The sequence below is a fragment of the Streptococcus ovis DSM 16829 genome, assembly GCF_000380125.1.
Lineage (GTDB): Bacteria > Bacillota > Bacilli > Lactobacillales > Streptococcaceae > Streptococcus > Streptococcus ovis.
In genome coordinates this window covers 1-12,837 of record NZ_KB904580.1, presented here as the reverse complement: position 1 = coordinate 12,837, position 12,837 = coordinate 1, and the positions used below count along the sequence as shown (strand labels likewise).

Genomic DNA, 12,837 nt, shown 5'->3' with positions numbered 1-12,837 from the left:
CATTCTTTGAAAAGTGTACTTTATTTTTGTTTTGTACTTTATTTTAGAGTGTAATATAGTCCATAATTTAGTTACGATATTCCAGTTTGGGTGGGAATTCAATTGTACAAAATGAGGTAGAAAATATTAGGAAGTTAGTGAGTTCAAATGTACATTTTTTAAGGTAATATTGTGTAGATTTTAGAGGAGTACAGTAGTAATATAGTCTATATGTTTTTACGGTGTTAATGGTATAATAAGAAGTATATAATATTATGTAATGGGGTGAATATTTGGTAAACAATAAAAAAATTGAATCACTAGGTGTTTCTCATCTGGCTACATTTATAGATAAAAACGATTATCTCCAATCCTATCTTGATCAGAATGATAAAACTCCATCATGGGACGGAACTATACATGTTTTAAAAAATCCAACAGATAGAAAAGAAGATATTATCGGGGTGGTTCCTGTCCAAGTTAAATCTACACAAAAAAGTGAGATTCCTCTTAATAATTTTCGCTTAACTTTAAGTGATCTAGAGTTATATTTGAGGACAGGGGGAGTGGTATTATTTGTGGTTTCATTAGGCAATAATTATGAACTAAACGGGATATATTACAAATCTTTACCTCCATTAACAATCAAACGTCTACTTAAGAATAGCAAATCTAAAAAATCAAAAATTAAAGAACAAATTAATAAGACAGTACTAGTTAATATTCATCCATTGCCTGCTGAAAAAGTGTATGCAGAGTTATTAGATTTTATTAGAACCAGTGACAGGCAACGTAGTTTTACTGATAAAAAATTACCAAGTTTAAGTGACTTACCTAAAGATAAAGTTATCAAGTTTTATCATCGAGGAAAAAATCCAGTTGACATTTTTAATTATCAAGAAGAACACGATATTTTTCCTTATCTAGAAGATGCGGAAAATGGTGCTATAATTCCAGTTGATAGTACAATTAAAGTAGTTGAAATTTTTGAAGAAACTGATTTAATTTTTACTATAGGAGAAACATTTATCTTTGATGATATAAAGAGACATCGTTTTCCAGATGGTAGTGTAGAACTTCGAATTGGATCAGGATTTACATTTTCAGCTCATAAGAAAACAAACAAATTCAGTTTAAATTTTTCACGTCCCGATAATTTGTCAGAAGCCATTAGATGTACTGAAGCGTTACAAGAATTACAAAAAGCAGGATATATTACATTAAATGGTAAAAGTGTAAAATTTGATGCAAATAATTTAAATGAAATTAAGTTGATGAATTTAAATGAGCATCTTGAAGAATTGCAACGCATTGCTACTATTATGGATAATATAGGCATCAAAAAAGAACTTGATTTAGCATTATTTGATAGTCAATCGCAAAAAAATTTGTCCTTTCTTAATAAAGGTCTAATTTTAAGAGAAACGCTTGCTTTAAATTATGATGAATCAAAATTACTTCATCTGAAAATTGCTAACATCCACATTATCACATTATATGAATTTGAAGATGATAAGAAGGGGGCTATGATAGATATTTTCAATGAAACTCCTTGGTGTCGAAGAGGGGAAGATGAAGATTATTCAGATATTTCTATTTTTGAAGTTTTTGAACCAAATGAATGGTTAAAAATAGATAATTGCAACTTTGATTCCGTAATAGCTTCCTATCAACGACTAGTTGATAATAGTTTAAAGTATGAGGGGGCTGACAATACAATAATAAAAATAATTGCAGCAGCTGATATGGCAAAAGATACTGAAAGAAGAGAGACGCTGCTTAATTGGGTTCAAAGACTTTCTGATTGGAACTTAAATTATTTCAAAAATAGCGAGATAGCTATTATAAATGATCTTCAAATTAAGTATAGAAATCGAGAATTGAATAATAATGAAATGGAAACTCTTACTAGCATTTTGATTAATAATTATGGTAAAAATGAAATTTGTTTTGGTGCCTCAGTGTTGTTAAAATCAAAACAACAGGCTAATTTTTATTGGAATAAATTGGATGAGGAAACAAAAGAGCGATATTTAGATTATCCCATTTATAATTTATTTCAAAAACTATAGTTTAGTTTTAACATCCTTTGATGCTAATAGAGTTTCCCAACTAAGTCAAACAAGTTTTCATCATTTTGGAATGGGTGTTTTAGAAAAAATGTGTGTAGACGAAGTGAGAACATTTACTCCAAGCCAATTCGAGAATTTTATAACTAATAATGCATAGCTTTTTCCTAAAGATAATAAAAAGGTTGAAATTTTTTTAGCCTTTTCTTATTTGATTACGAATATATAAGTAAGAGCATATAAAGCTCATCACAGAGAAGGAGAACTATATATGACTGAACTTTACTTATCCCATCTTAACTGTCCACAATGTGGCCGAAAATGCCTACATGAGCGATATAATGTGGTGAATGCAACAACTCATCCCGAATTAACTAAAGCTATCACAGAATGGAATTTGTTTAAATTCTCCTGCCAACATTGTGATAAAGAACAAATTATTACCTATCCTACACTTTATCTGGATAAAGAGAAGAAGTGTGCAATACATTATGTCCCTTACATTGATAAAGCAATTTTTACTAGACAGCAAAACTATATAAAGCTAGAAGGGGTAGACCTGTCTGAATACCGTTGTAGAATTGTCCATGATTTGGAATCCTTTATAGAAAAAGTACAAATATTTAATGCAAATCTAGACGATCGTGCTATTGAGTTGATGAAATACACCAATAGCCCATTGGAAGAAGGGGATATTCAGTTTTCTTATGACAATGTAGTCCTTTCACAAGTTGGACCTTCTAATTATCAATTTATGTTTATCAATAAGGATGAAGTAGTAGCATCACTTGATTTTTCAAAGGAACAATATCAATTTTTCATTTCAGAACTAGAAACTATTGAAGACAAGGAATTGTTCATTAACGAATATTGGGCAGGAAATGTTATTAGACATGGTGTCATATCATAGTCAACAATGATGAGTACTCTTGCTTTTTTGAGTGATTTACTATATATTGAAGTTAATATAATTTCAAAAAAAGTAAGGAGCAAATTGCGTAATGGACTTAGAAGAACTTTATGATAATCTATCGGTTGAAATATCAAACTTAGGTATTCGTCTTGATAAAAATGTATATCAAGGGACTCAGAAGCAAACACTATTAGATTTTTTAAAAGAATTTGAAGTATTGTGCAAAGATAAGGAGTTTAATGTAGAATTTACTCAAGTAGTTTCCTTGGCTAGTTATGAAAATTTAATTCAGGTCACTGCTCAAGAAAGTGTTGAGTATGTAGCTAATACCATCCAGAAATTCTATACTGATTTTATTGAATCAATCAAGGATGAATTGTACTAGCAATAAGTAGTAAAAAAGAGGTGAATCCTCTTTTTTATTCTTCTTTCTCAATTGCTTCATTATTCATAAACGCTTCGAAACTACCAATTGGTGCAAAATCTATATAAATGGTTGAATAATCGTCTTTTTTTCTCCAAAGTCTCACTGAATCTGTCCCCTTTTTTTGAAGCCAATCTCTGGTAACAATTTGTCTTTCATTTAGCCCAAGTACATCAACTAGGAGCCATTGACCTAGTGCTGACTGTCCGTAAAGTTTATTTGTCTCAGGGTCACGCTCAGTCAAACTACCCGATTGCAGACTTTTCATTCTTTCTTGGCCAACAAGAGCAGGGATCAACTTTCCATTCGGTAATTTTAAATGAAATCGAACTTGTGGTTTATTCTTCTTATCCCCAGTATAGTTATTTTGCATTCGTTCTACTTCAAAAATATCGGAACAGAAAAAGTTAGGAACTTTTTTATGAAATTCTCTTGGGATGGGGATGTATATTTCATTGAGTGGACGTAGTGTTGAACTCCCACGATTTTTAGGTGCTGAATTCCAAGAATTAAGTCCTGATTTTTCTTCTACTTCTTTGCTACGATATGAATAAAGCGGTAAATACACTTCAACAATATCGTCCTGATGTGATTTGTTTTTGAAATCATCTATGAAATTAAAGTACGATTGTAAGAGAAATTCAAATGGATCATCAATAATATTGACATCAAATGTATTAAGAACTAAAGTATCTTTTTTATTTGAGTCAAAATGTTGCCATATTTGTGAATCGCTATAAGTAAATTTATAATCTTTATGACCATCAGACCATTGAAACGCAGTAGAAGTACGTTTAAAATCTCTGAGATTATTCAAGTCCACCAAAGGGTATAGAGTCTCTTGAATAACAAATTTTCCTGCGTCCCTAGTAATATAATGATAGATGTTACCATCTTCTGTGAGCCCTAGACGCTTATAGTCAGCTAACATTCTATCATTTTTAATTTGAGATAATTTTAAAGCGAGTTCTTCATCTGATTTGCTAAAAAGTGGATCAATTTCAGCTTTATAGCGTTTCAATTGCATTACTTTTTGAAAAGATGGACTTGAGTTCATCCATGTTTTCAAACCGATACCTATTCTTTTATCAGCAAATATTGACAAGATATCATGAGGAGTATTACCGATGTCAACATTCTCACTTTTAAAAACCTTTGCATAGATTGTCTCTTGAAACTTTGAATCAAGATATGGAATAGGATCTCCATGTTTTTGTCTAAAAAGGTTAGTTAATGCACCATATACCTGAAGAAATTTTATATATTCCTCTCTTTCCTCCTTAGTATATTTTTCCCATATTGACATATTCGTCTCCTTTATAATTCCTGACTACATACTCTTTATTATAACAGAAAAAGCTAGTCTAAAACTAGCTTTTATCATATTCATTTTATACGATACTATAAAATTCTAAATTACCTTTTTTCTTGATAAATCTAAAATATTCTTCGTCTGAAAAAATACTCAATCCATCTTTGTAAGATTTAATAATTTTTTCAGCTTGTTCGTAGCTGTCAACAAATTCCTTAACATAAGATTCCCCTTCAAATTGTCCGTTCATCTTAGTATAAATAATTGCAAATTTACCATTTCTAGCTAGTTGTGATTCTCCTTGTTGATTCAAAGCGACAGAAATATTTTCCGCAATACGTTTAATTACTGGGACAACCACACTATTACCAGCTTGTTTATACAGTTGACCATTTGATAGTTTTTCTGGAAGTTTAAACTCTTTAGGAAAACCTTGAACATTAAACGTCTCTTTAGGTGTCAATTTACGAATCTCATGATTATTGGTTAAAATCAATGGCACATTATGCCCACCTGTTCCCATATTAGCAGTTAAAGTAGGTACAACTCCATTTTTATTCTCGCGTACATATTGTCTACGCCATTGATATACTGTATCCTGACTGTCAATAGCATGTTTCAGTTCTTCATAAAATTTTTGTTTACCTTCACGGTAGTAATAGTTCTCATCTAGCTCTGCCCCAAAGTCAATAACGTCTTTTAGTGTTGTTGTTAGTTTGATTTCTTCAGGAAATTCAAAAGCATCATAAGATTCTTTATTATCAAAACCTACTATATAAATTCTCTCCCGATTTTGTGGAATGTTACCATAGTCTTTACCATTTAAGACTTTCCACTTAATAAAATAGTTATTATCCGTCAAAGCTTCTCGTATGACTTTAAAAGTATTACCATGATCATGGGAAACCATATTTTTTACATTTTCGATAAAGACAACTTTTGGTTTCTTGGCTTCAATAATTCGGAGTAATTCAAAGAATAAATCTCCTCTATCATCATCAAAACCTTTTCTATAGCCCGCTATACTAAAAGCTTGACAAGGGAATCCACCAACAACAACATCAATGTTGTCTTTTCCAGTCTCATCCAATACTTCATCAGCTGGTACTTTGTGAATATCTCGGCTATCAAGAGGGGTGTTGGGATGGTTGAGAGCGTAAGTAGCACGAGCATACTTATCAAATTCATTAGCATACACCACTCTGAACTCGTTGGTTTGTTCAAAACCTAACTCAATTCCACCAACTCCACTAAAGAAAGCAGCAATGTTATGCTTCATGGCAGTTTTGGAACTTACAGAATTTGTCATGTATTTTCTCCTTAATTAATTATTAACTCGATAATTATATCACTTATATTCAAGAAAAGCAGCAAAGAACTACGTTTTTTTAAATTTTTTGGTAAAATTAAAAAACGAGGTTTATTTATGGATACAAATAATTTTGACGAAAAGACTCAATTTTTAGAAGTTCGACTTGATGAGGAAGGAAAAGCTTATATTTTTCCGATAATCAAAAATACAGAATTTGGCTTTAATCCAGATAAAGTAATTAAAATTACTGAAGAAGATTTTAATGTGGCTTTCGAATTTTCTTATAAAATGACGTTTGGGCACCAAGGAGAACATAATCCTAGTAGTTTCACTAGTGACAGTGGTTACGATAGAAAACCAGGTGAGATATTTGTTAATACTTTTCAAGGTAAATTATCTGAAGTTGCAGTTCACAAGTACTGCTTGGATAACAACTTTGAGTGTTCAAATGTTGATTTTACAGTAGGTCAACTTGAATTCTGGGATAATATTGACCTTGTAATAAATAAGAAAAACGTATCAGTTAAATCCACAAAAGGCTTTAGTAGGTTTTTATTATTAGAAGTGAAAAATTATGATGAACAAGGCAATTATAAATACCCTTATAACAAAGGATTTGTTGTAGATTCTTATCTATTGTGTCGTGTACAAGGTGAGAACTGTTATTTTACCAACAATATAGAGAGTGTAGAAGGGATTTTTAAGCAAAAACGTTGGCTTTATTCAGAAAATCTTGAGTTTCAAGAATTATTCAATGAACTAAGCAAAAGAATATGGTACGTTGAAATAACAGGTTTTGTATCAAAGAAAAAATTATCAGAATATGTCATAAAACAAAGACATATCATGAAAGAAGGCAAAATAATGGGAAAATCTAATGAAAAATGAAAGTAGATAATTACTATGTACATGTTTCAGATTTGAGTTTCAAAAGATAGTTAGATTTTTCATCTTATGTTTAGCAAGTATTATAGTTATATTTAAAATATTTTAATTATAATAAATTATTATATGGTATAATGAAGAGGGTGAAAACGAAAATTAGGAGGAAACAATGATGGGTACAATATTTGATGTTGCCTATTATATTTTAAATGAACTTGGTGAAATGTCTACTATGAAATTACAAAAATTATGCTATTATGCTCAAGCGTGGTCTCTAGCATGGGATGGCATTCCATTGTTTAACGAAGATTTTCAGGCATGGGCCAACGGACCTGTTTGCAAAGAACTTTATGATGTACATAAAGGAGAATTTCTTATTGAGTCAAATGATTTAGAGGTTTATATTGGTGATTATGAATTTTCTGAAGATGAGATTGAGACACTATCCGTGGTAATAGGTGACTATGGACATCGGGAAGCATTTTGGTTGAGTGAGCTCACTCATAGTGAGCGTCCATGGCGAGAAACAAGAGGAGCGTTGCCATTAGGAGAACGGAGTACGGAAATCATTTCTAAGGAATTGATGCAAGAGTATTATTCAGGATTAATTTGAAATGGGGAAGAACAAAAAAACCAATTTTAAGAAATCGACAATATCACGAAAACAGACTGAACAACTCTATAACCCTGATTCATATAAATCATCAAAACCTATTTGGAGTTTTGAGTTAGCTGATTTTGAGCACAGTGATTGGAGTGTTCTTAATAATGATTTTATTGATAAGGAAATTTTTAAAAAGCTTAGAGATTATGAAGGCATGACTTGGCAAGAAATTGATAGCAGTAGTGGGGGACGAAAAAAAGGAACAAATTCTCACTTTATATTATTTGAAGATATGATTAAAGAAGCTAGAGATAGAGCTGATGAATTAAATTTACTGCAACATGAATCTCTTTATTCCTTGAGGATACAGGGAAAAATTAGATTATTTGGAGTTCTAAAAAAAGGGATATTTCACATCGTGTGGTACGATTGCGAGCATGCTATTTGTCCCTCTAAAAAACAATAAGTTATTTAATATTATTTCGCATTAAATAAAAAACATAGAACATACTGATTCTGTTGAGTAGGACAATGTGTTCTATGTTTTTTATTATGATGATGGAGATAAATCGTTTTTCTAGTAAACAATTCTATAAAATTATACATTGAAATTTTTATAAATTTTCAATGTTAACAATCTCTTCAAATAAACGTAGGTATTCTTTTTGTTTTTCTTGGGGTAGAAGTTGAAGTCTATTATGAAATTTCTCAAAGAGTGGGGCAATAGAGTTCGTATTGTTTTTATAATCTTGTAAAAAACTGCTAAGGGATAAACCAAAAGCTTCAACAATTTTTTCTAGAGTATTAACTTTAATATTAGAGCGTTCTCCACGCTCTATTTTTGCTATTGAGGAAACATCTAAGCCCGCAGCTTCAGCTAATTGCTCCTGTGTTAGTTGAAATTCTTTCCGTAATGTTTGGATTCTTTTGGCTACAAATTGATCTAATGTCATAATCTGTCCTCCTTTTATTAAAGAATATAGGTTTTTAAGGACAGTTTACAGGTATAAAAAGGACAATTTATATATCCTCAAAAGGACAATGTATGATATAATGTATATATAATTTTTTATTCGATAGTCGTTTAAAAAATTATAAAATTTGATATTTAAGTTGCTTTACCTACTTTCAGGAGGTGAGAATAGATAGTCTTGGTATTGCAGATTTGGAAATATATTAAAAAGATAGGATGATTAAATATTATGTATTGTTCAAAATGTGGGAAACAAAACGGTGAAGGTAGTAAATTCTGTATGTCCTGCGGAAATGCACTTCAAGCTCAAAATACAACTCATGTGAAGCAGACTGAAAATGTTAGCAATATAAATACTCAACCCAAGTTAGGGCAAACACCTGACTTCTATACCTATGTGTGTGTCGCGCTAAACATAGTAGTACTATTTGTCGGTAGAAACTCTCCAACAACAGCTTGCCTTGTTTCTATTTTTGCTACTTTGGCAGGGTTCATCGGTATTAAACGAACAACAAATCGGATCTTACATTTCATTGTTCTAGTAATTTCACTCATTATTTTAGTTTCTAGTCTTCTGACCTTTAGTGTTAGTGGATAGTATGTGAGGAGGATAAATTATGTCATTTTTAGAAGAATTATCATCAAAACTTGCTGATGTTGGAAATATTGCAAGTCAAAAAACACAAGAGTTCACTCAGAATGTGAAGATTCAAAATTTAGTTAACAAAGAAAAAAAGCAACGTGAGGAGCTTTTAAAATCCTTGGGTAACTTATACTATGAAAAGTATCGTGAAGTACCTGGTAGCGAATTTGAAGAAATTATTTCACAAATTAAAGTGTGTGACGAAACAATTCAAAGTTACACCACTGATTCATCTTTAAAAACGGATCAATGTCCATCTTGTGCGAAGTACATAGAGAAGGGGATTGTTTTTTGCCCTCATTGTGGACATAATTTGAAGCAAGAATCACCAATAGTTAAGGAAGCAGTAGTAACAGAAGAAGTGATTCCTCAAGAAAAGATAGAGGAAAATGCACCTACACCTATTGCTAATCAAAAATTCTGTACCAACTGTGGCTCCACGTTAGCAGATGATGCTGTCTTTTGTGTTGAATGTGGAAATAAAGCTGTTTAAAAGAGACTAAGTATATGAAAAACAATAAATTACTAACAGTTGTTTTTATCGTATTTTGTATCATTTTCTTGATGAAACAATGCGGTAAAACGAATTCTCAAACAAATGTGTCACAAAATAATGAACAGTCTCTGTTTGGCAAAAAGGAACAAACGATACCTGCAGATGAAGTTCATAAATTCGAAAACTATAAATCTCCAAAAGGCGTTCTGGATGATGACGGAATTTATCGGTACAAATTCCTAGACGAAGATGATTCTGTCTATGATGCCATGTCTTATCAAGAGGTTGATGAAATTTTACCTGTCTTTGAGCAAAGGAAAATCAATGTCACTTTAGGTACTAATTTTTCTCTCTATTCTAATCATTTTAACTTACCTACTAATTGGGAAGCTATCTATAAAACAATATATAATAAAAAACCTGAGTCTGAAAACAAGTTTGAATTAGCTAATGGAGAATCTCGACTTCTTACGCACTATTTGCCTAATTTTAAAAATGAGGAATTTTCATTTCTTGCCCTTAGGTCTAACGGAATAAATACTAAAAAAAGGAAAATTAAACTACCTGATGCTGATTTGACAACTATTAGTGTTGAATATAAAAAGCACTCAGGTTTTGCCAATGAATATAAAATGAAGGAAAATGGTAAAGCTCCATTTTCTTACGAAGGAATTAATATAGGAATTACTCGTAAGCAATTCTTAGAGAATGTCACTATCAATAATCCTGTTTATGAAGATCAATACTTTAATTACAATAAAGAATTTGACAAAAATAGCAAAGGATACAGTATTACATATTTCTTGGATGAACGTGGAGAAGATGATTCGTCGTATGCAGAATTTAAATTTGAAAATGAAATTTTAACGGAAATTAGGATCGTTTGTACCAAAGAATACCTTAAACTCAAGGTTCAATAATAGGATACATATATAATTATTTTCTCAAATTGAAAGGGGTATGATGAAAAAGATATGGATTATTGGTGCGTTAGCATTATGTTTATTGATTCTTGCTAAAACTTTGGTATTTAATCAAAAAAATGGTCCAGTAGTCATTCAAGCTATTCGCCAACCAGGATATGAACTTGAAATGACAGTGCAACTATTTAATTCTGAAACAAAAGAAATAGCAGGAACCTACAAGTTAAATAAAAAGAATAACTTTATTCAAAAAGATGAAGTGCCTGTTGGAAAATATGAAATCAGCGTGTTCGTAGTCGGCATGGAACCCCGTGCAGCTACGAAAATCGGGGGAACATCTGCTGTAAAAGAAGTAGTTGTAAAGCCAGAAATAACAAAGAAAGTTGATAAAACTCCACGCTTTGTAGTCATGCAAGGGGATGAAGAGTATCTGGATAACTACTTTGGCATGGTGAGTTTTCAACGTGCAGATGGTAGTATGTTGCATGGTGAGTTTTCTGATGGAGAATTAAACAAAATCCAACAAGAAGCCATTTCTATGCAAGGTGTACAAAATGATACAGCCCAAGGTAAAAATGGTACAGGCAAACAATCTAATAATTTTTTAAAGTTCTTTATTATTTTACTAGCTATTATAGGAGCTGGATATTACTTTAAACAAACGAAAGTGAACTAGCTTCATACATAAGTCCAGAGAAAGAGGCTAACAATAGCCTCTTTTTTACTGTTTTAAAGATGAAGTAGTGGATATCACTCTTCAAAAATGACATTTTTAGCAAAATATGTTATAATACAAAAAAAGTAAAGATAACAAAAGTAAAAGAAACTTAGTAAAAGAAAAAAAGTAAATATCCAACCATAGTAGACAACACATTCATTGTTTGAGGAATCCTACTATGGTTTTAACGTTACTGAACTATTTAATAGTTCCAATTACCAAGATGAAGTTACTTTTGTTATTAGATTAATTTTAAATATCATAACGATCAATGAAAGTACTCATCGATGTCCCCTCTTTGCAGTTTGTTGCATAGAGGAGAATGGTACTGAATTGGTCGTTTTTTTGCGTTTTTTAGCAATAAAAATTCAAGTCAGGACATTCAATCAAAGTAGAAAAAGGAGGTACTATGAAGTTTGTTTGCTATAAACATTCTCTCATTTTAGGTGATAATCATCTTGTTACTAAACAATTTATTGCCTTAAAACACGAAGATGGCAGATTGCAATTTACCAATTTTCATCGCTATGTAAAATCAGCTGCTAGAATTAAACCTATCTCTGATAATGGTAACAAACGTTTTTCGTATGTTGTAAAGTTTTTAAATTATGTTTTTGGAGTAGAAGGAATTGCATCTTTAGACCAGTTAACATTAGATACGGTTAGAGAATTTTTTATGCATTATGGTTTAGGAACGCTTCCTGGTGATACCCAGCATCGGAAGAAGAGCACTGTTGAGATTTGTGTTAATGCTGTTTTAGATTTCCTAACACTCTACCTAAACGAACGGAAAAAGAAGGCTAATCTATCTCCGAAAGACCTATATGCTATAACAACTTATACCAACAAACGTGGACGGGTTATTAAGCGAAAAGAGCCCAATTTTGAAATCTATGTGGATGATAGTAACATGGAACAAGTTATCTTTCGCGACATGCCAAATGCTGCCTTTGAAATGCTATTTGCTCATATAGCTAAACAGCACACAGATTTGCTCATGGTAGTAGCGCTAGGGGCTTTTGTTGGTTTGCGTCCATCTGAAGCTTGCAATGTCAGACGAGAAGATAGTCCGCTAGGTCCTGGCATCATCTTTCATCAGGCTGAGGGAGAGACATTTAAGGTTGAAATAGATTTACGTAAGGAAATACCCCTGCGTAGCGATTTAAAGCCCACAGGACGCATCAAGAAGGAGCGGATGCAAGCCGTCCCATATATCTTTCTAGAAGTGTTTGTGGACACCTACAATGATTATATGGCATATCTAGAAGGTCAGAAGTATGAGAAGGACTACGGTCCATTGAATTTGAACAAGCAAGGGAAGGCTTTAACTTATGATGTCTATTATCAGCGTTTCCGAAAGATTATCCGAGAAGAGATGATCCCAATATTCCTTAACTCAGATGATGAAGAAGTTGTGTTTTTTGGCCATTTATTGCAAGAGCATAATATCTCCCCTCATATCTTCAGACACTGGTACACAACACAGTTAGTTCTTTCTGGTGTGGATGAGATCAGTGAGCTGATGTCGGCAAGGGGTGACAAATCTCCTGAAAGTGCATGGGTGTATCTACAAAATAAAGGTGAGA

14 protein-coding genes are annotated in these 12,837 nt (G+C 31.9%); 11 read left to right on the top strand and 3 right to left on the bottom strand.

The genetic code is table 11. The features are described from left to right. Positions 1–272 precede the first annotated feature (272 nt). The 3 genes from A3I9_RS0107735 to A3I9_RS0107725 all read left to right on the top strand — a co-directional run bounded on the left by A3I9_RS0107735 (position 273) and on the right by A3I9_RS0107725 (position 3,346). A complete protein-coding gene (locus A3I9_RS0107735; protein ID WP_018378467.1) occupies positions 273–2,051 on the top strand; it encodes a hypothetical protein in 1,779 nt (592 codons plus the stop codon). A 268-nt stretch (positions 2,052–2,319) separates the two neighbouring features. After that, complete coding sequence (locus tag A3I9_RS0107730) at positions 2,320–2,958, top strand: CpXC domain-containing protein (protein ID WP_018378466.1); 639 nt, start codon at positions 2,320–2,322, stop codon at positions 2,956–2,958. Between the two features lie 91 nt (positions 2,959–3,049). Further along, positions 3,050–3,346 (top strand): hypothetical protein, encoded by a 297-nt coding sequence (locus tag A3I9_RS0107725; RefSeq protein WP_018378465.1) that lies wholly within the window; start codon positions 3,050–3,052, stop codon positions 3,344–3,346. A 34-nt stretch (positions 3,347–3,380) separates the two neighbouring features. Here A3I9_RS0107725 and A3I9_RS0107720 read toward each other — a convergent pair whose 3' ends face one another. Beyond that, positions 3,381–4,691 (bottom strand): phospholipase D-like domain-containing protein, encoded by a 1,311-nt coding sequence (locus A3I9_RS0107720; protein ID WP_018378464.1) that lies wholly within the window; start codon positions 4,689–4,691, stop codon positions 3,381–3,383. Positions 4,692–4,776: 85 nt separating this feature from the next. Then, positions 4,777–6,006: a DNA cytosine methyltransferase gene (locus A3I9_RS0107715; RefSeq protein ID WP_018378463.1), complete on the bottom strand. Its 1,230-nt coding sequence runs from the start codon at positions 6,004–6,006 to the stop codon at positions 4,777–4,779. Between the two features lie 117 nt (positions 6,007–6,123). Here A3I9_RS0107715 and A3I9_RS0107710 point away from each other — a divergent pair, with 117 nt between their 5' ends. The 3 genes from A3I9_RS0107710 (at position 6,124) to A3I9_RS0107700 (ending at position 7,964) form a co-directional block, all read left to right on the top strand. Then, a complete protein-coding gene (locus A3I9_RS0107710) occupies positions 6,124–6,897 on the top strand; it encodes a hypothetical protein (protein WP_018378462.1) in 774 nt (257 codons plus the stop codon). 166 nt (positions 6,898–7,063) lie between these two features. Further along, positions 7,064–7,507: a Panacea domain-containing protein gene (locus tag A3I9_RS0107705; protein ID WP_018378461.1), complete on the top strand. Its 444-nt coding sequence runs from the start codon at positions 7,064–7,066 to the stop codon at positions 7,505–7,507. A 1-nt stretch (position 7,508) separates the two neighbouring features. Continuing rightward, the gene (locus tag A3I9_RS0107700) at positions 7,509–7,964 is read left to right on the top strand and encodes a hypothetical protein (RefSeq protein WP_018378460.1); all 456 of its coding nucleotides are present in this window, start codon (positions 7,509–7,511) and stop codon (positions 7,962–7,964) included. Positions 7,965–8,112: 148 nt separating this feature from the next. Here the strand turns inward: A3I9_RS0107700 and A3I9_RS0107695 are convergent, their stop codons facing one another. Next, positions 8,113–8,451 carry a helix-turn-helix domain-containing protein gene (locus A3I9_RS0107695; RefSeq protein WP_018378459.1) on the bottom strand — a complete coding sequence of 113 codons (339 nt, stop codon included), beginning with the start codon at positions 8,449–8,451 and terminating at the stop codon, positions 8,113–8,115. A 249-nt stretch (positions 8,452–8,700) separates the two neighbouring features. On the opposite strand from A3I9_RS0107695, the gene A3I9_RS0107690 reads away from it, so the two are divergent. From A3I9_RS0107690 to A3I9_RS0107670, 5 genes are all read left to right on the top strand, one after another. Then, entirely contained in the window at positions 8,701–9,069 is a 369-nt protein-coding gene (locus A3I9_RS0107690; protein ID WP_018378458.1) for a zinc-ribbon domain-containing protein, read from the top strand. Between the two features lie 19 nt (positions 9,070–9,088). After that, on the top strand, positions 9,089–9,607 hold the full coding sequence (locus A3I9_RS0107685; RefSeq protein ID WP_018378457.1) for a zinc-ribbon domain-containing protein: 519 nt from the start codon (positions 9,089–9,091) through the stop codon (positions 9,605–9,607). Between the two features lie 14 nt (positions 9,608–9,621). Further along, the gene (locus A3I9_RS0107680) at positions 9,622–10,530 is read left to right on the top strand and encodes a hypothetical protein (RefSeq protein WP_018378456.1); all 909 of its coding nucleotides are present in this window, start codon (positions 9,622–9,624) and stop codon (positions 10,528–10,530) included. 40 nt (positions 10,531–10,570) lie between these two features. Further along, a complete protein-coding gene (locus tag A3I9_RS0107675) occupies positions 10,571–11,209 on the top strand; it encodes a hypothetical protein (protein ID WP_156809186.1) in 639 nt (212 codons plus the stop codon). Between the two features lie 451 nt (positions 11,210–11,660). Next, on the top strand, positions 11,661–12,837 hold a 1,177-nt coding region (locus A3I9_RS0107670), incomplete at its 3' end, for a site-specific integrase (RefSeq protein ID WP_018378454.1).

Coding starts and splice junctions, on each gene's coding strand:
- A3I9_RS0107705 (WP_018378461.1), top strand. CDS start 7,064: ATGATGGGTACAATATTTGATGTTGCCTATTATATTTTAAATGAACTT.
- A3I9_RS0107680 (WP_018378456.1), top strand. CDS start 9,622: ATGAAAAACAATAAATTACTAACAGTTGTTTTTATCGTATTTTGTATC.
- A3I9_RS0107710 (WP_018378462.1), top strand. CDS start 6,124: ATGGATACAAATAATTTTGACGAAAAGACTCAATTTTTAGAAGTTCGA.
- A3I9_RS0107725 (WP_018378465.1), top strand. CDS start 3,050: ATGGACTTAGAAGAACTTTATGATAATCTATCGGTTGAAATATCAAAC.
- A3I9_RS0107730 (WP_018378466.1), top strand. CDS start 2,320: ATGACTGAACTTTACTTATCCCATCTTAACTGTCCACAATGTGGCCGA.
- A3I9_RS0107695 (WP_018378459.1), bottom strand. CDS start 8,451: ATGACATTAGATCAATTTGTAGCCAAAAGAATCCAAACATTACGGAAA.
- A3I9_RS0107700 (WP_018378460.1), top strand. CDS start 7,509: ATGGGGAAGAACAAAAAAACCAATTTTAAGAAATCGACAATATCACGA.
- A3I9_RS0107690 (WP_018378458.1), top strand. CDS start 8,701: ATGTATTGTTCAAAATGTGGGAAACAAAACGGTGAAGGTAGTAAATTC.
- A3I9_RS0107675 (WP_156809186.1), top strand. CDS start 10,571: ATGATGAAAAAGATATGGATTATTGGTGCGTTAGCATTATGTTTATTG.
- A3I9_RS0107720 (WP_018378464.1), bottom strand. CDS start 4,691: ATGTCAATATGGGAAAAATATACTAAGGAGGAAAGAGAGGAATATATA.
- A3I9_RS0107715 (WP_018378463.1), bottom strand. CDS start 6,006: ATGACAAATTCTGTAAGTTCCAAAACTGCCATGAAGCATAACATTGCT.
- A3I9_RS0107685 (WP_018378457.1), top strand. CDS start 9,089: ATGTCATTTTTAGAAGAATTATCATCAAAACTTGCTGATGTTGGAAAT.